The sequence below is a fragment of the Pontibacter aydingkolensis genome (genome assembly GCF_019443125.1).
GTDB lineage: Bacteria > Bacteroidota > Bacteroidia > Cytophagales > Hymenobacteraceae > Pontibacter > Pontibacter aydingkolensis.
This window is the reverse complement of the sequence record NZ_JAHYXK010000002.1, coordinates 22,531-40,183: the sequence shown is the minus strand read 5'-3', so window position 1 is coordinate 40,183 and position 17,653 is coordinate 22,531. Positions and strand designations below refer to the sequence as shown.

18 protein-coding genes are annotated in these 17,653 nt (G+C 45.3%); 7 read left to right on the top strand and 11 right to left on the bottom strand.

Features of this window, described 5'->3' with window-relative positions:
* Nucleotides 1–211 precede the first annotated feature (211 nt).
* Both K0O23_RS02475 and K0O23_RS02470 read left to right on the top strand, forming a co-directional pair.
* The gene (locus tag K0O23_RS02475) at nucleotides 212–580 is read left to right on the top strand and encodes a DUF4174 domain-containing protein (protein WP_219875813.1); all 369 of its coding nucleotides are present in this window, start codon (nucleotides 212–214) and stop codon (nucleotides 578–580) included.
* 46 nt (nucleotides 581–626) lie between these two features.
* Nucleotides 627–1,430, top strand: a complete 804-nt coding sequence (locus K0O23_RS02470) for an SDR family NAD(P)-dependent oxidoreductase (RefSeq protein WP_219875812.1) — start codon at nucleotides 627–629, stop codon at nucleotides 1,428–1,430.
* A 22-nt stretch (nucleotides 1,431–1,452) separates the two neighbouring features.
* Here the strand turns inward: K0O23_RS02470 and K0O23_RS02465 are convergent, their stop codons facing one another.
* Nucleotides 1,453–1,983: a hypothetical protein gene (locus K0O23_RS02465; protein ID WP_219875811.1), complete on the bottom strand. Its 531-nt coding sequence runs from the start codon at nucleotides 1,981–1,983 to the stop codon at nucleotides 1,453–1,455.
* A 92-nt stretch (nucleotides 1,984–2,075) separates the two neighbouring features.
* Between K0O23_RS02465 and K0O23_RS02460 the strand changes: the two genes are divergently transcribed.
* Nucleotides 2,076–3,272 (top strand): carboxypeptidase-like regulatory domain-containing protein, encoded by a 1,197-nt coding sequence (locus K0O23_RS02460; RefSeq protein ID WP_219875810.1) that lies wholly within the window; start codon nucleotides 2,076–2,078, stop codon nucleotides 3,270–3,272.
* Nucleotides 3,273–3,423: 151 nt separating this feature from the next.
* Here the strand turns inward: K0O23_RS02460 and K0O23_RS02455 are convergent, their stop codons facing one another.
* From K0O23_RS02455 to K0O23_RS02420, 8 genes are all read right to left on the bottom strand, one after another.
* Nucleotides 3,424–3,819: a hypothetical protein gene (locus tag K0O23_RS02455; RefSeq protein WP_219875809.1), complete on the bottom strand. Its 396-nt coding sequence runs from the start codon at nucleotides 3,817–3,819 to the stop codon at nucleotides 3,424–3,426.
* A gap of 244 nt (nucleotides 3,820–4,063) precedes the next feature.
* Nucleotides 4,064–5,473: an alpha/beta hydrolase family protein gene (locus K0O23_RS02450; protein ID WP_219875808.1), complete on the bottom strand. Its 1,410-nt coding sequence runs from the start codon at nucleotides 5,471–5,473 to the stop codon at nucleotides 4,064–4,066.
* Nucleotides 5,474–5,630: 157 nt separating this feature from the next.
* The gene (locus tag K0O23_RS02445; RefSeq protein WP_219875807.1) at nucleotides 5,631–5,987 is read right to left on the bottom strand and encodes a helix-turn-helix domain-containing protein; all 357 of its coding nucleotides are present in this window, start codon (nucleotides 5,985–5,987) and stop codon (nucleotides 5,631–5,633) included.
* 11 nt (nucleotides 5,988–5,998) lie between these two features.
* The gene (locus tag K0O23_RS02440; protein ID WP_219875806.1) at nucleotides 5,999–6,292 is read right to left on the bottom strand and encodes a type II toxin-antitoxin system HigB family toxin; all 294 of its coding nucleotides are present in this window, start codon (nucleotides 6,290–6,292) and stop codon (nucleotides 5,999–6,001) included.
* Between the two features lie 163 nt (nucleotides 6,293–6,455).
* Entirely contained in the window at nucleotides 6,456–7,433 is a 978-nt protein-coding gene (locus K0O23_RS02435; protein ID WP_219875805.1) for a GNAT family N-acetyltransferase, read from the bottom strand.
* Nucleotides 7,434–7,668: 235 nt separating this feature from the next.
* On the bottom strand, nucleotides 7,669–8,241 hold the full coding sequence (locus K0O23_RS02430) for a DUF4738 domain-containing protein (RefSeq protein ID WP_219875804.1): 573 nt from the start codon (nucleotides 8,239–8,241) through the stop codon (nucleotides 7,669–7,671).
* A gap of 368 nt (nucleotides 8,242–8,609) precedes the next feature.
* Complete coding sequence (locus K0O23_RS02425; RefSeq protein ID WP_219875803.1) at nucleotides 8,610–9,158, bottom strand: lipocalin family protein; 549 nt, start codon at nucleotides 9,156–9,158, stop codon at nucleotides 8,610–8,612.
* Nucleotides 9,159–9,174: 16 nt separating this feature from the next.
* Nucleotides 9,175–9,606 (bottom strand): GNAT family N-acetyltransferase, encoded by a 432-nt coding sequence (locus K0O23_RS02420; RefSeq protein WP_219875802.1) that lies wholly within the window; start codon nucleotides 9,604–9,606, stop codon nucleotides 9,175–9,177.
* Between the two features lie 386 nt (nucleotides 9,607–9,992).
* Here K0O23_RS02420 and K0O23_RS02415 point away from each other — a divergent pair, with 386 nt between their 5' ends.
* The 4 genes from K0O23_RS02415 to K0O23_RS02400 all read left to right on the top strand — a co-directional run bounded on the left by K0O23_RS02415 (nucleotide 9,993) and on the right by K0O23_RS02400 (nucleotide 15,139).
* Complete coding sequence (locus tag K0O23_RS02415) at nucleotides 9,993–10,490, top strand: YajQ family cyclic di-GMP-binding protein (RefSeq protein ID WP_219875801.1); 498 nt, start codon at nucleotides 9,993–9,995, stop codon at nucleotides 10,488–10,490.
* Between the two features lie 198 nt (nucleotides 10,491–10,688).
* On the top strand, nucleotides 10,689–11,471 hold the full coding sequence (locus tag K0O23_RS02410; protein ID WP_219875800.1) for a TerC family protein: 783 nt from the start codon (nucleotides 10,689–10,691) through the stop codon (nucleotides 11,469–11,471).
* Between the two features lie 665 nt (nucleotides 11,472–12,136).
* The gene (locus K0O23_RS02405; RefSeq protein ID WP_219875799.1) at nucleotides 12,137–14,443 is read left to right on the top strand and encodes a M20/M25/M40 family metallo-hydrolase; all 2,307 of its coding nucleotides are present in this window, start codon (nucleotides 12,137–12,139) and stop codon (nucleotides 14,441–14,443) included.
* A gap of 129 nt (nucleotides 14,444–14,572) precedes the next feature.
* A complete protein-coding gene (locus tag K0O23_RS02400; RefSeq protein ID WP_219875798.1) occupies nucleotides 14,573–15,139 on the top strand; it encodes a DUF4142 domain-containing protein in 567 nt (188 codons plus the stop codon).
* 15 nt (nucleotides 15,140–15,154) lie between these two features.
* Here K0O23_RS02400 and K0O23_RS02395 read toward each other — a convergent pair whose 3' ends face one another.
* Together K0O23_RS02395 and K0O23_RS02390 are read right to left on the bottom strand one after the other, a co-directional pair.
* The gene (locus K0O23_RS02395; protein WP_219875797.1) at nucleotides 15,155–15,811 is read right to left on the bottom strand and encodes a hypothetical protein; all 657 of its coding nucleotides are present in this window, start codon (nucleotides 15,809–15,811) and stop codon (nucleotides 15,155–15,157) included.
* A 736-nt stretch (nucleotides 15,812–16,547) separates the two neighbouring features.
* Nucleotides 16,548–17,567 carry a dipeptidase gene (locus K0O23_RS02390; protein WP_219875796.1) on the bottom strand — a complete coding sequence of 340 codons (1,020 nt, stop codon included), beginning with the start codon at nucleotides 17,565–17,567 and terminating at the stop codon, nucleotides 16,548–16,550.
* Nucleotides 17,568–17,653: the final 86 nt, after the last annotated feature.

Sequence of the window (17,653 nt, the reverse complement as noted above, 5' to 3'; positions counted from 1 at the left end):
AAGATTGGGTAATAAGTATATAGAAATCTTAATATTCGATATTTGCTTCGTGAACAGCAGAAATTTCAAGTGTAAACAGCACCTATAAATAAGCAAGTTAGCCAGCAAGGTATGACTTACCGTATGCGGTAATATGTTATATGTTTATACCATATTTTTAACAGCATGCATGCTTTTGCCGGCAGCATGGCTTCAAAATAAACCAAAACAAATGGATCTGAATAACTTTAAATGGGAGAACAGGGTACTGTTATTGTTTACCCCTGATGCAGAAAACGAAGAATACACAAAACAGAAAACAAACATCAGTAAAAATGCCAAAGGGCTGCCCGAACGGGATATGGTATTAATAGATGTAGAAGGCGAAACTATACTTCGGATAAATGGTGAGGTGCAAACAGAAGAGCACGGAAAGCAACTGCGTGAGCAGTTCGGGGTTGCGCCTGATGCATTTACTATATTGCTGTTGGGCAAAGACGGCACTGAAAAGTACAGGAGCGCCAATGCTGTGCCCCTCGATACAATTTATACTTTGATTGACCAAATGCCAATGCGGCAACAGGAAATGCGCAAACAGTAAACCAGTTTACTTGTTGCTACTAAACAGAAAGTATAAATCACTAATTATGACATACACGACAAACATAAAGTATAATGTATTGATTACGGGTGCCTCGGCAGGCATTGGTAAAGAACTGGCTGATATTTTTGCTGCGCAGGGACATAGCCTTGTATTGGTGGCCCGCTCCGAAGAAAAGCTGAACAGCCTGGCCGTGCAGTATGCCCTAAAGTATGGCACTCAAACCAAAGTTATTGCCTTCGACCTAACCCAACCTGATGCGCCCGACAGATTATTTGAGCAACTGCACAATGAAGGTATACAGGTAGATGCGCTGGTTAACAATGCCGGCTTTGGCAACTATGGCTACTTTAAAGAAACGGCGCTGCAAAAAGAGCTCGACATGATACAACTCAACATTGTTGCCTTAACGCACTTGTGCAAGCTGTTTTTAAACCAGTTAGGCGCGGGCAGATCTGCCAAAATACTTAATGTTTCGTCTACGGCTGCTTTTCCGCCTGCAGGGCCGCTGATGGCTGTTTACTATGCTACCAAAGCCTATGTGCAGTCTTTTTCGGAAGCGCTTGCCACCGAGTTAGAACAGGAAAATATAACCGTAACAGCCCTTTGCCCCGGCCCTACAGAAACCAACTTTCAGGAAGAAGCGAACCTGCACGGCTCCGGCCTTTTCAGCAAACAGTTTATAGCAGATGCCCAAAGTGTGGCCAAAGCAGGATACGAAGGAATGATGGCCGGCGAAGTAGTTGTGATTCCGGGAATTCAGAATAAGCTTACTGCCCTTACCGCACAGCTTATGCCCCGAAAATTTGTGCGCAACATGGTAAAGCGGGTGCAGGAAAAGCGGGGATAAGTATAAGGCTTAAAGTATAAGCTTATGCATACCCCATTATCCAGAGCAAAAGGTAAAGCACCAGGGCATTAAAGACGGCAGCATTCAGCAATTGTTCTTTGTTTTGCCACATCATTAACCCAAACACCGCTACCAGCACGAAGCCGATCGGAATGAACATGAACTCTGTAAAGATGCCCGGCCCTCTCTTTAACTCATATTGCTTTTTGTCCAAGACCATGTAGCCTTTTACAACTGTTCTGAATAGAGGCGTTGCAATAAAACGGGCTGAATCAGCTTTCCAGTACTCAAAGTCCTGATACTTGTTAAACGGGAGCATAAAGTTAGCAGAGTATAAATACTCGTTGTCCAGCTTTAGAGTGTGAGATTTGCCGGAGTATCTGTTATAGGAAGTGTGGTATACTTTTCTGCGGCTTTCGATTTTTTCAACGCTATCAATGCGGGGCAGCAAAAAAAGATCAAAGCAAAAGGTAATAACCAATGCCAGGCACAGCATATGAAACCGCCTGCAGAGCCAGATAGCCCAGTTGGGCAGCGAATCGGCGTAGCTCATGTAAGTTTGTTTGCAGATAAATGTTAAAGAAAGTTAAAGTTAGCAGGTAACTCATAAATTTTAGTCATTTTTAAGAAAACACCTGCATCTGCATGAAACAACTTATACTTTTGCTGCTATGCTGCCTTGTTACATTGCCAGTGCTGGCGCAACACAAAATACAAGGCCGTGTGGTGGATGAGCATACCGACGAGCCTATCGAATTTGTATCAGTTTATGTAAATACTACTACCATAGGCGCTACAACTAATACGAAAGGCGAGTTTGCACTGGCCGTGCCGGGTGGCCGCTACGAGATTATTGTGTCGTACCTGGGATACGAACCTCTAATTTACCAGGTAAACACCGATGAGTTGCCAAAATCCATACTTTTTAAGCTAACTCAAAAAGAGCATAAACTAGCCGAGGTAGTTGTAAAAGGCACCCGCGACCCGGAGTGGTACCAGAACCTCGAAACCTTTAAGCAGAATTTTTTAGGCAAGAGTGAATTTGGCAGGCAATGCAAGCTGCTAAACCCAGAGGTACTCACCATTACCTTCGATCCGAAAACGGCGCTGTTGGAGGTAAAGTCTGATGAGCCGCTAAAAATAGAGAACCCGGCGCTGGGCTATAAAATTGAGTACCTGCTAACCGATTTTAAGTTTTACATGCGGGATGGTTATATGGTGTTTCTGGGTTACCCAAAGTATACTTTGATGAAAGGCGGGAAAAGCAAGCAACGCCGCTGGAGCCGAAACCGGAACCGCGCTTACCAGGGTTCTGTCATGCACTTTGTACGGGCACTACGGCAGAAGCAGCTGGAGGAGCAGGGCTTTAACCTGCGCAGGCTTTACCGTTTGCCAAACCCCGACAGGCCCACCGACGAAGAAATTGCCACCGCCAGGGCACAATTGCGCGAAGAGAGCAGTACTCTCAATCTGAATAAAGGCTATGGAGCTATACTTGCCCGGGCCAGGTTGCCCAAACTTATACAACAGCTGGATAGCAGGCCGGTACCTTACACAGACTACTTAACTTTTACCGGCGATGAGGTTAAAATGCAGTTCGATCATTTTATGCAGGTAGTGTTTACCGGCGAAAAAGAAGAGATGGCCTATGTGCAGCAACTAAAGCCTTTTAACCCACCAAAACCAGGTTACCAGACCTCTGTACTGTCGCTTAAGGCAAACTATGCGCTGCTGAATAAAAACGGTAGTATCTACGAGCCGCTGGGTGTGCTTTTCGAAGGCTACTGGGGTTTTGAAAAGTTAGGCGATATGCTGCCGCTGGATTATACTTTACAGGAGTAAAGTGCTTTTGCTGTTGTGGACATGGTATAACACATGGTGCACATCGCGTAGGCCTTTGCGTACTTTGCAGTTTTATTGTACCGCAAGGCACGCAAAGGCCTACGCCAGGTTTTACTGGTGAAGTGCTGTTATATTCTGGAAAACTGGATGCCTAAAGCGGTGCTCCAACCGGTTTAGCGCAATCGTGGCCAGGCTGGCCGTGCGGCGGATTAGTGCCAGCTGCTACCGTTCCTGTGCTTTGCTGCATTTGTGGTTGCGGCATTGGCGGTGTAATGGTAGTTGTTGGCGTTGGCGCGTTTAGCTTAGGCTGCACTGGTGTGTTTAAAGGTGCTCCAACCGGAATGTCGCAGCGGTGGTTTGGCTGGCCATGTTCTGGATTTAAAGCAGCAGTAGCGCCATTTGTTGTGCCGGCAGCCGGTGTAGCTGTGGTATTAAAAGGAGCCGTTGTTGTAGCGGCAGGCGTGTTATTTGTTTTTTGCTCTTTTTCAGAACAGGCAACAAAACCTAGCACAGCAACAGGCAATAAAAGGCGGGAAAATATTTTCATAAGGCAAAGGGGGTTTATAGTGAAGTAGCTATAGTAACAGTAGTACTTATACTTTTGTTTCCTGTACTAAGTTGATTTATTTATAGATTAAATTTTGTTTTGATGCTCTAATAGTTCCGGCTGCGCATATAACAGAAATTGGCGACCTTTAACAACTCTTGGAAATGTTAAGTTAAAAGGTTTTGTGGTGGATACCAAAAATAGGGTATCCAGCTTAAAAACGTAATTCTCAAAACGAGTTAGCTTACTTCACAACGTCCTTTATCCAGTTACCCATCGTTTCCAGGGCAGCGGGGGCAAGCGTTTCCTCTAGTTGACCATACTCTGCAGGGCCTCCGGTGTTGGCTGTCTGGAAAAGGTGATTCAGGCCGGGCATTTCCTTTATCGTATACTTTTTGTTGCCTGCTGCTTTCAGAGCTTTTTCGGTGGCGGGCAGGTTTTGCTGGTAGGGCACCTGCACATCTTTGGTGCCGTTAAGCGCCAACACTGGCATTTTTAGTTTCTGTAAAGTAGGGGCAGGGTTATAAGCAAGAAAATGGCGGTACCAGGGCGTGCTGATCTGTGCAATTACGGCTTGTTCGCTTTGCGGCGTAAGGCCGAGCTGCTTTTGTTCCTGTTCGGTTAGATTTGCCTTTGTATCCTGCTCCAGCTTTTTTATACTTTCTGCGGCTTGAAACACATCGGCTTCGGTAGCGGCAATTTCAAACTGTGCTTTGCGCAACTGTAGGTATTTCTTTAGCTGTTCGTTTGGCACGCCTGCCATTTTTAACAGGGCCTCGTTCTGCGCCACCAGTAGCTCCGTGCCGGGTACGGCGTTTCCGGCCATCAGCACTACAAAAGCCACATCAGGGTGTTTTGCGGCTACTTTAGCTGCTACCAGTGCACCTTCGCTGTGCCCGACCAAACCAATCTTTTTAGCATTAACGCCTTTAAAGCTTTTCAGGTAAGTATAAGCTGCTTCGGCATCTGTAGCGAAGTCTTCGGTGGTGGCTGTGGCAAAGTTACCACCTGATTTACCAACTCCACGGTCATCTAAGCGCAGCACGGCAATTCCCTGTCGGGTAAGGTAGTCGGCCAGCACCAGGAATGGCTTGTGCCCCATAATGGTTTGGTCGCGGTCTTGTGGGCCGGAACCGGTAACAAGTATAACTGCCGGCACATTGGCTTTATTATGTGGCAGGGTAAGCGTGCCTACCAGTTTTATGCCTGCCGTTTTATTTTCGATGGTTACTTCAGTTTCCTGGTAAGGGTAGGGCTTTACAGGCATTTGCGGACGTTTGGCAACTTCGGCCTCGCCTTTTATAAGGGGTATGTGCATGCGCTGGCCACCTTGTTGCAGGTGCCCGTCAATGGTCTCGGGGCTGGTTACTTTGCCTGTATACGAGCCGCCAATCGCTTTAATGTCCAGAAATAAGCTATCCTGTGCCAACCTTACCGAGGTCACAGGTATGCCTTTAGCGCCCTGGTCGGGGCTGTCCATGGTGGCGGTAAGGTTGCCCTCTGGGGTAGTGCTGATGTGGAAGACCAGCCTAAGCTTTGCGCCGCCTATGTTTAGTGAGCCGTTCCAGGTGCCAGTCACATTGCTGGTTTGCTGGGCAAACAGGTTGCTACTGATAGAAGCCAGCAGGATAAGTGTGAGCAGGTATAGTTTCATTGATTTGTGTTTCTGATGAGGCCCAAGTACTATGACACGGATTCTTTATACTTATTTGTTCCTTCTAACTCACAATAAATACTAACGTTTAGTATATGCACAGCTTGCAGCGTAGCAAGGGATTTGTATATAAAGTGTTAGAAAGGCTGTTTTTCTTTTAGTATTCCTGAATGAGCACGTTGGTCGGGATGTTCAAGGTCTTATGCAAACTCCTTATCATCTCTAGTGTAAGCTTTCTTTTTCTGTTCAACACTTCGCTTACCCTGCTCTTGAAACCCAGCACCTCGGTTAAGTCTTTCTGCTTCATTCCAAGTTGCTCCATTCTGAACTTTACTGCTTCAATCGGGTCCGGTGCTTCAATTGGGAAATGCTCCTTTTCGTAGGAGTCAATCAGGAATGAAAGCACCTCCAGTTCATCGCCCTCCTGTGTGTCTGGCTCCGCGTCAAATATATTTTCCAGCCTTTGAAGAGCTAATTGGTAGTCTTCTTCAGTTTTTATCAGCTTAACATTCATTTTTTCTTTCTTTAAATTTTAGTAGCGTCAACCTTGTCATATTCAGCATGCGTCCCAATAAACCGTATCCAGACAACACCATACTTGTTGTTGATTCTAACGATTAACCTGTAGTTATTCCCTTTAATGTTGAAGACCACCCTGTTGTCCTCCAATATGCTTGATGAGGGGTAGTTTTTCTTTATATCGTTTGGAGACTTCCAGTCAGCCTGCTCCGCCTCGTTGTACCAGGCTTTTAGCTGCTGCTCAGTATCGGCATGTTTTTCCCAAAAATCCCGCAGCGTCCGTTTTGCTATTACTCTCACTTCTTAAAATATAAACTCAAATATAATAAATAAAGTTACCAAAATGGTAACTTTATCTCTGGATTTTTATTCTTAATATTTTCTAACGGACTGGGCTTTGCTGTGGCGTAGCTACAGTAAAGCTGTGGTTAGCTGTGTAAAGTATTCACTTGATGGTAAATAATTACCGCCAATCATCCACCAAATAGATGCCAGCTCTATTATATCCCGGCTCATTAGGCCGCTCCATGGCTACCCCCTGAAGTTCTGTACGAAAGCCGCTATTGAGCATATGCCTGTACGCTTCATATCTGGCTGTGTTGACACCTGCAACCACTTTTTGCAGTCCCTTTTCAGCAGCCATTCTTTCACAGGCTTTCAGTAAGCTTCCAAAGTCTGACTCGGCACTTGTTCCTGAATGTACTACTCCAAACTTGATATAACAGGTATTACTTCCCGCTTCTGTTCCTGGCCCACAATGGCACACCGCCAGTCCCAATAACTTTCCATTCTCCCACAGAAGCACAGTGTCTCCAAGCCCTTGTGAGGCCACAGATTGAATTTCCCGGCTTATGTCTAGCTCCTCATATACTGAATCCGTCAGTTGCCTGCAAACTAGAAGCGTAGCTTCCTTTTCGTCTTCCGGAACCCCTGAAAACCTTGTCGATTGAAATTCATTATTTACCTGTTCAACCGGTTTAGACATAATGGCTGTAAGGAATCGTGGCCAGAAGCCGTATTTCTGATAAAGACTAACATGCTTTGCACTTTGCGCAAAAGTAAAAAGACCAGCATGCTTCGTACCCCATTTGGCAAAGCATTCCATAATAGGCTCCATAAGGAGCTTGGCTATACCATGATTCCAGCGTTCAGGATGAACAGTAAGAGGGCCAAAAAAACCAACGCTTCCCCAGTTGCTGACAAAGTTGGAACCTACTAATTCACCATTAGCTTCTGCGCCAAAAGCTGAATCAGGATTGGCCTTCCAGCGGGTATGTACGAAACCTGCATCACCCATAAAAGCAGTGGGATCTGGTAACCCTAAGAAGGTCCCGAATGCCAGACGCATAATATTATCTGCAGCAGGCAGTTCGCTTTCTTGAAGCGGGCGGACGTGAACACCCGGATCTAGTCTGTTGATGGTGGATAGTTGTGAAATCATCTAATTATCTTTAAATAACTCGAACAATATATTGTACTTATTTTATAAAATATTGTTCGAGTTACCTAGCATTAGTGTATGTAACTAACTTGTTTCTTTACACTATATATTAGACTCTTTGTATTGCTACTGAGTATCATTTCCTTAGTTACCTATACCAGCTAACGGTTAGTATAAACGACGGCGAAGGCCGTCGGCCGATGCTGGCGTTTATACACTGTTGAGTGAAGTAATTTTATTCTTCTGATTCATCTATAAGGTATTTAATTACCCTGACTTTTCCTTTTTTATCTACTGCCACTTCTGCCGCATCGCAAACATCTGTGTCAGGAATACATGCATCTACTCTAAAGACAAATTCTCCATTTTCAAATTTCTGGAAAGATGTTCCTGAAAGTTGGAGTTCAGTGTTTTTATCGAATATATCTTTAGTCAGAGTAGATTTTATAAAGGGCTTCTGATTCTGAAGTATTGTAACTTCGGCTACTCTGTTATGGCTATGTACAAAAAATTCACCCATATCGTCGATGGCCGTATGGATTACTGCACTGTCATTTAAACTATAGTTGTAGGTTTTAATTAAATATTCCTCCTGTAGGTGGATAGTCGTATCTTCTTTAAAAACGTCGTGGTCAAGTGGCCAATACTCTCGTCGGATATTCTTAACTGAATTTTGCTGTTTTTCATCTATTGTCGCTGGCCTTTCATCTGAGTAAGCTTGAGAAACCCCAACTCCTGATTCTTTCTTTGAGGTGCAGGAAAGGCAAATTAGAATGAGAAGTGTAGACAGGGAGTACTTTCTATTCATATATTATTTATTTCACTCAACTAGAGTGTATAAGGAGTTGTTCCGGTTATTGGCCCTATATGTGGATGTGTTATTGTACAGGTTAAAAACTGCTTTTACAAGTAACCATATAGGGCTTACACAATACAAGATAATATTAAAGTATCTATCTGCCAAATCCTATGCTTTACTAAGCTAAACGATGTGTAATTGCCTAAAAGCAAGCGTGTTGAATAAGTGGGCAATGGTGTTATGTCGTTGATGTACTCATAAAGATGCCATTCATCAAACAGTCAAAATATCTATAGTCGTGTTTTTACTCGAGTATACCCGTTTATACACGGCTAGCAACGGCTAGCAGCTATGCAGCAGGCAAAGTTTAAAACCGCCTACTTATAGCAACTCTGATCCATTTTCTCCAGCTGTTCCACGGGGAAGCCTTTGCTCTTAGCTTGCTGTACCATCAGGTTATAAACGGCGTCATCCAGGGCAGGAGTACGTGAAAGTATCCAGAGGCTTTCGCGGTCCGGGGAGCCTACAAGCACATGCTTATACTCGGGGTCTAGTTCCAGTATCCAGTAGTCGCCTTTAAAGGGCCAGAAGAACTGTACTTTTAACCTGCTGTTGTCGCTGCCCTCCACCGGGAAAGCCTTGCCGCTGATGTCTTTCACCTCGCCGTTTGTCCCGCCTTTGCGGCAGTAATTGTACACCTCTACATAGCCTGAAGGATTTAAAGTATACTCGGCATACACGCAATGGCAGCCCTTTGTAAAGCGTTGCGGCAGCGAGGCAATCTCATACCATCGGCCGGTATACTTGTTCAGGTCTACGCTTGGCACGGTTTCTAGTGGAGGATAGTTTTTACTGCAGCTGCTTACAAGTATGGTAGCTGCGATCAAAGCGCCTGCGGTAAGTATAAACCTGGTATTTTTCTTCATAGCCGTGGCGGTGGTGTTAGAGCTGCCTGGCCATTTTATAGTGTTGTATAGTGCCGAACAGCAGGTACGATTTTTCTTCTATCTCATACCCATTGCGGCGGTAAAAGTTTACGGCATTTTCTCGGGCGTGCAACATCATGCGCGTGGCGCCCAGTTCTCGGGCGCGTTCTTCCTGGTAATGTAGCAGTTGGTCGCCCAGTTTTTTCCCCTGCATATCGTGGCGTATGCCCATAAACCGGATTTGTGCTTCATGCGGTGTGGCCAGGTGCATGCGGCAAACACCCAGGGCTTCTCCTACATCGTTTATCAGCATGGCATGTATGGCGGTGGCATCGTCGTCGGCGTGTTCGCTGCCTTCGGGTTGGCCCCAGGGCTGTCGCAGCGTCAGGTAGCGCAGGCGGTAATACTTTTCAAACTGCTTCGGAGTAGAGGGCTCTATTATTTGCATGGTTTTGATTGTTGATTGTTAAATTGTTGAATGGCTAAATTGTTGAATGGTTAAAATTTCTGGCGCAAGTCTTTAGCGCAGCGGTGACTTGTGACTTGCTATGATGGGAAGTTTTCAGACTTTTGTGAGCCGTACTTTATACTTTGAGACTGCAAAGTATTAGTTTGGCCTGCCCGGAGCATTTTGGATGCGCTGCCTTGTAGCTGACAAGACGTAAAATATTACGTCTCTACATTCACGGAATCAATTACCGATCAACTAACAACGAATAACCGACCACCAATAACAATTTAACCATTCAACAATGCAGCAATTTAACTAGCAAAAGATAACTTTGTCGGCTTAATATAGTAAAATCAATTTTTAAAGTATAAGGCTAAAAAACTATGGCATCTTTTGATATTGTAAGCAAAGTAGACCCGCAAACCATGGACAACGCCGTAAACGTTGCCCGCAAAGAGATCATGAACCGCTACGATTTCCGCGACACCAAAGGCTCGCTGGAATATAACAAGAAAGACAACGTGGTAAACATTACCATGGAGAACGATATGCGGGTGCAGCATACAGAGGATGTGCTGATCAGCAAGATGGTAAAGCAGGGATTAGACGCCACGGCGCTGGATTTCTCTAAAGAGGCGTACCAAAGCGGTGCCATGATGAAAAAAGATATCAAAGTAAAAGCCGGCATTGAGAAAGACACGTCCAAAAAGATCATGAAGATCATCAAAGACAGCAAGCTGAAAGTATCGGCAGCTATTATGGATGATACCATTCGCGTTACCGGCAAAAAAATAGACGACTTGCAGGATGTAATAGCCCTGCTGCGCGGCAACACAGAAGAAATAGGCATGCCACTACAGTTCGTGAACATGAAGAGTTAGACATGAATTACTAAATTGTTAGATTGTTAAATTGTTGTATTCTTTAAGAAGCAACAGGTGTAAGTCAAACTTTCTGGCTTACAGACTGCTACACTTGCTCCTTCGCAATACGTATGAGCAAAGGGTTAAACAACCGTATCACCAAGGCAGAAACAACAATTTAACAATTCAACCATTAAACAATTTAATACATAAACTATGGAAATATTCGCGAATCCGGACACCTGGATAAGCTTACTGACACTAACCTTTATGGAAGTGGTGTTGGGTATAGACAACATTGTATTTATATCGATAATCGTAAGCAGATTGCCGAAAGAGCAGCAGGCAAAAGGTCGTAACATTGGTTTGATGCTGGCTTTGGTTTTCAGGATTATCCTGCTGATGTTCCTTACCTGGATTATAGGTGCCAGCAAGCCGCTCTTCACTATCGACCTGCCGTTTACTGATGGCGACTTTGCCGTGTCGTGGCGCGATATCATACTTTTTGTAGGTGGTTTGTTTCTGCTGGCTAAGTCTGTTACCGAGATACACAACAAGCTGGAAGGCGAGGAAGAGACCCACGAAGGAGGCAAGGTGTATGCCTCTATGAGCAGGGTATTGATACAGATCGTGCTCATCGACATCGTTTTCTCTTTCGACTCTATACTTACAGCTGTGGGTTTGGCTCAGGAAGTACTCGTCATGATCATTGCGGTTATTCTGGCTATGATCATCATGCTGATCTTCGCCAAGTATGTAAGCGATTTCGTGAACAAGCACCCAACAGTTAAAATGCTGGCACTTTCGTTCCTGCTGCTAATTGGCTTTATGCTGGTAGTAGAGGCGCTGCACCAGCACATACCAAAAGGCTACATTTACTTTGCCATGTTTTTCTCTTTATTGGTAGAGATGCTGAATATGCGCCTGCGCAAGAAAACAACCCCGGTACATCTGCGCCAGAACGAGGTATTGGATGCTGAGAAAACAGAGATTCTGTAATTAATTTGATATTTACGGCAACAGGCAGCATCTGCAAAAGGTGCTGCCTGTTTTTGTTTTCCACCTTGGTCCTTCCCCTAAAAACAAGTGAGGGAGAAGATACTACAGGTGCTCATTCTGTTTTGTTTTATTCCTGCATTTCTATCTAGTTGGCTTTATTCCTCAGTCTTACCTGCTCATACTTTCACCTTTGGCTTTTGGTGCCCTCAGGCCGGGAGGCCTCGTCCTCGGGCATCGCGCTGCTTTCGCTTCCTGCACTCGTTCCTCGTGCTGCCTCGCTGGCGCTCGTCACCGGAACCTCTCGAGGCGCTCTTTGTCGAGGCCCCCTTCCCCCACCCAAGGACTGGGATCGACACTTCTTAGCTAGCGGCTTCTGCATCTGGAAAGAAAGTATAGAATTAATTCGTAGGGGCAGGTCGCGACCTGTCCACATGGAGGCGTGACTATGAAACTTATACTGTAGCTAAAGCAGAGGCAGAGATTCCCCTCTTGAGAGGGGTAGGGGTGTGTTTTTGCACAATATGGCAGAAACAGGGACGATGTTGTCCCCAGCACAATAGGTTTCGGACAAAGATATCCAAAAGCAACAACCCCTCCCTCAACTCAAATAAGACAAATATTCACTATATTAGGACAGTAATATATAAACTGTAACTCAGTTACCTATGCAGTACCGCCACCGCCCAATTGCTCTTTTTATACTTTTAGCCCTGGTCACCCTTGCCTGGCTGAGTGTATACTTGCTTATGCCTCCAAAAGCCAAGTCTGGCAGCGTGCCTGCAATTGAGTTCTCGGCGGAGCGGGCCATGGTATATGTGCAGGAGATAGCTAAAGAACCCCATGCCATGGGCACCGCCGCACACGCCGAACTACAGGAATACCTGTTGCAACAAATGCAGGAATTGGGCTTAAACCCCGAAGTGCAGGAAGCAACTGCTGTTAATGGTATAGGAGTAGGCTATGTGTACAACCTGGTTGGTAGATTAAAAGGTAACGGAAATTCCGGCAAAGCCATACTCGTAATGGCGCACTACGACTCGCAGCCCAACGCGCGCGGCGCCGGCGACGATGGCGCAGGGGTGGCAGCAATACTTGAAACGGTACGTGCCCTGAAGCAGGAAAGACCTTTGCAGCATGACATTATCGTATTGTTTACCGATGGCGAAGAGTATGGCCTGTACGGAGCAAAGGCTTTCTTGAAACATCCATGGGCAAAAGAGGTGGGACTTGTACTTAACCTGGAAGGCCGTGGCACCGAAGGCCCAAGTATGACCTTTGAACTGAGTCCGGAAAACGGCTGGGTGGCAAAGCAATACATCGAACACGCGCCATACCCTTTCCTGAGCTCACTGGCCTACGAAATTTATAGCCGCATGCCCAACGATACCGACTTTACGGTGTTTAAAGATGCCGGCTACAGCGGACTCAACTCAGCTTTTATTGATGGGTTTGTACACTACCACAAAGCAACCGACTCACCAGAAAACCTGAGCCTGGAAACGGTGCAACAGCATGGCAGCAACCTGCTGGCGCTCTTAAAGCATTTCGGGAACACATCCCTGGAGCAAACCAAAGCCCCGGATACAGTTTTCTTTAATGCAGTAAACGGCTGGGTAGTAAATTACCCGCAAGGCTTAAACATACTTTGGGTAAGTATAACCACATTGCTTTTGATCGTAACGCTGGTGCTGGGAGTAAGAAAACGAGGTTTTACCATAGCACAGGTACTCATCAGTTTTGTAGCATTTACAGTGATGTTGCTGATAACAGTAGGTTTGTTTGTGCCGGTAAACACCCTTGTACAGCAAATGCTGCCTGTTACGCATAACATGAATGGCGTTTATAGTACGAATGGCTTTTTTATAGCTTACCTGCTGTTGGCGCTGGGTGTTTTTCTACTGCTGGCATGGCTGGCTCTGCGTTGGTTGCAACTGTTGGCATTGGTGATGGGTGTGTTTATACTTCAGTTTATCCTTGTAGCCCTTATCTACTTTACAATTCCAAGTGCTACTTACTTGCTGATGTTTCCGTTGCTGTTTAGCCTGGCAGGAGTGTTGGTCATACTTTTAACCAACTTGCATGAGTTACCTCAGTTAAACCTAAAGTTTGCGCTGATCTTACTGGTAGCGGCACTGCCTGCAATTTTTATACTTATGCCAATTGTGCATGTGGTGTTTATAGCTTTTAGTCTGCAGTTGCCGGTGGGCCCTTTGGCTTTATTTGTGTTGCTGCTGGGCTCTTTGCTGCCCTTGTTATACCTGGTAGAGCACAGTTTCAGGTGGGGGCGTTGGCCAGTGTTGCCTTTGGTGCTTTTACTGGCAGGTGGCCTGGTGCTTATACTTTCCCTGCAAAACGAAAAGCCATCGGCACAACAGCCCTTGCACAGCCATGTAAGCTATTATGTGGATACTGATAGCAGTAAAGCCTACTGGGCATCTTATTACAAGACCACTGACGATTGGAACAAGCAGTTTTTTAAAGAAACAACACAAGCACCTCTTTCCGAAATCTATCCGCATGCCAGGCTGAATTACCTTAAAAGCGAAGCGGAGGTTTTGCCTGTAGCGGCTCCGGTGGCAGAAGTGCTAACTGACTCTGTTGCCGGAGGTGAACGCTTGTTGCGTTTGCGCATGGCTTCGCAGCGTAATGCAGCTCATTTCGAAATTGTTCTGCAACCTGAAACTCCGGAAGACATCAAAAGTATAAACCTTGCCGGCGAGTCGTTACAATTAGAACCAATAGATGCAAAACAAGGCAAAGTATACTATGTCCTGATGCATGGCTTGCCTCTAAGCAAAGAGGTGCACCTGGAAGTTCGTTTAAAAGAAGATGCGCCCCTCACGCTGTATCTCTACGACCAAAGTATAGGTTTGCCAGAGCAACTGCTAAAAGATCCTAAGCCAGCCCACGTTATAGCAGAACAAGGTAGAAACAGTAACCTGACAGTGGTGCGGAAAGCATATACTTTTTAGCCATGGATTTTAATTTATAGCAGGCTGTAAAGGTAGAGCTGCATTTTTAAAGGAATCTTGATTTAGGCAAAACCAAGGCAGGTGTAGGTAGAGTATAGGTAGCTATACTTTATACTTGTACTTACACCCATGTTTATAGATAAGCTACTCTCCCTGGCTATTGGTTTATTGTTTTTGCTGGTACTTTCCTGCGATAGTCCATCTGGTAATTCCAGTAATGAAACCACTACCTTAACTTCGCAGCGCACGCTTAAAAACGACCCGGCTTTCTGGGATTACGCAGCCAGCAGCAACATGCTTCAAACCGAGATAGGGCAGTTGGCTATGGAAAAAGGCGAGCCGGAAAGTATAAAAGCACTAGGCGAAAAAGCTGTTAAATTTCATAGCAAAGCGTTGCAGCAACTAAAAAGTATAACCCGCCAACATGCTACTTTACACTTGCCGGATAGCCTGACCGGCGCTGATAGTAAATTGGTAAAAGAGTTTAAGCAATTGGAAGGAGAAGAGTTTAATGCCCGCTACAAGGCTTTTATAGCAAGCACACACCAAATGCAATTAACACGCTACAAAGAAGCCCTGGAAAAAGCAGACGATCAGGTAACAAGAGACTGGTTGAATTCGATTTTAACGCACTTGCAGGAAAAGCTGAACGATTTATATACTGCGGACTCGGTGCAGGAAAATGCTACACTGTAAAAGAAAGTATAGCAGTTAGCCCCAGAGTTCAGACGCTTTTCGTGCCATCCTGAAGAACAGGTCGCGCTCAAGCCCGGCCACCTGGCGGGCTTCGCACTCAGAATACCCGTTTTCTACTGCGTTCAGGTAATCAAAGTATAGCTGGGCCATCTCCAGTGAGTCGTCTTCAAAGCACTCCGCCAGGTCTTCCTGCGATGCTTTTTTAGGCTCAAATACTTTAGAAGGATAGAGTTTGTCTAACTGGTAAATAAGGTAACGTTGCTGGGTTTTGTTCTGGCGGCCGTTAAAGAACTGCTCAATGTCCATGTCGTCCTCGTCCTCAAACTCTTCAAGGTCATCTTCCACGGCCATTGGCTCATACACAATAATGTCGTGGCCAGTAAGCTCCAGGTACTCGTCAAACTGCTCTTTTATAGGGATTATGGTAGGGGTTTCGTAAGGTTTGTTGAGCACGTCAGCCATGTGCAGGGCTATTTCTTTGCCCTTTTCTCCGGCAGCGATCAGCATCTGGTTAAACTGCGTAAAGTCGCATCCCATATAAATAAACTTGTACTCATCATTCAGCACAGTAAAGCACCACAGTGTAATAAACTCGGTATCATCTATTACTACGGTGTCAATGTACAGTTCATTAATCTGTACGTAAATCGGCGAATATTCCTGTGCGTCCATAGGCTGGCCTTTGTGGGTACAACGTCTGTTATGCTGCCTGTACGTGTTTGTACAGGTATAGTTAGTGCGTATACGGAGAATAGTGGCTTATGGCTATCTCTCTATATATTATTAGGGCTAGTATCTGAATATAAGGGCATTAGTGCAATTCCGAAAAGTGTAAAATTGTAATGCCATTTATTAAGACCAGCCAAGTTATGACTTAAATCATGCGGTGCTTTAATTTATTGTACTCTTTACAGATAGTTTAGTTTCCTAAGGAGCAACATTAAGTGCAAATTGATAGCTTTTGTAACGTTTAATTAGATGTATTTTTAGTGGAGGGATGATTTAAGGCCTTAAAAGTTAGAGTAGCAGAAGAAGTGTATAACCAAAAACGCATCTTAACCTTTAAGTAAACGAGCAGGGCATAACAACACCTCTGAAAAATCTTTTTCTCCCGCGAGTTTAGCGGTAGCATATATGTGGCTGACCATGCTGCCAGTTTGAAAAGGCTTTCTGCGTGAGCAGGAAAGTATACTTTGTAAGATTTATACTTTGTGAATTCCCCTCTGGGGGTAGGGGCCCTCGAAAAAGAGAGGGGCAGGGGTGTGTTAATCATCATGCGTAATCATCAATTGCCAAAGTATAAAGAATAGCCTCAGCCACTACAGCCCTTGCTTTTGCAAAGCAAAGCAGTTGAAAACTGCTGCCATACTTAGCCATCAGTTACGCTCAGCTAAACTCTAGGCAGAGGTTACTTAATCTGCCAGATACGCTCTATAAACTGCTGTGCATTGTGGTAAGCCAGTTTAGACAGTTGCTCCTGGGGTACAGTGTTTTGTAGCCTCTCAAGTATAAAGTTATAGCTGGTGCCGGCTTGTTCGTGCTCTTTAAAGTAATAGGGAAAGCGATCCAGGGCTGGGCTGTCTGCAAAATAAAAATAGTCGGCTCCAAAACACAAGGCATCCTGTGCGCCCAGGTCCAGTCCATACATAATATGGTGTATCAGAGCCTCTGGGTCATCTGTGTTCAGGAAGGCACGCAGAAAATTCATACCTATTAACCCATTGCGGCGGATTACCTCCTGGGCAAACTCATTGGGTAGGTTCCTGCGATGGTCCCATACCGCCCTGAAGTTGGAGTGGCTGGCAATAACCGGCACATCCAGGCGCTCTTTGTCTATGTGTGTGAGTATGTCGTGGGCCAGGGCATCGCTGGTGTGGGCCAGGTCTATGGCAATCTGGCGTCCATGTATGTAATCGAGTAGCATCTGGCCGTCGCGGGTAATGCCTTTGTCTGAAAAGTTACCGCCGCCAAAACGGTTGGCATCGTTGTGTGTCATGCTGATGTACAGGATACGGCCGCAAGCTTCAATGATCTTCTCTAGTTTCTTAAAGCCATCTTCTAAAGGTTCGTCTTCTTCGCAAAAGCCTGATGCGTTCTCTATAGCTGCTACCATGCCAATGCCGTCCTTATCCTGAAGTGCCTGCTGTAACTGTTTTGCTGTGGCAATGTTGTGTAAATTATTGGCAGGATCTTTTGCCAATAGCTCATACATGTCGCGCTGTAGGGCCGCATAGTTGGTGCTGCCCGGTGCAGTAGCCGAGTAGATAGCCATAACCTGCAATTTTACGTTGCCTTCTGTGAGCGACGGCAGGGCACAGCCAATTTCAAGCACGTTGTCGATTTTAGACCCTGGGACATCTGTTAAATATACCAGCAGGTCGCAATGCAGGTCTATTATTGGATAGTGGTTATTGGCTTGTTGACTCATGGCAAATTATAAACTCAGAGTTTAATGTACGGTAAGTATAACGGAAATCCGGATAATAGCTTTATACTTTTTATACTTTGATGTGG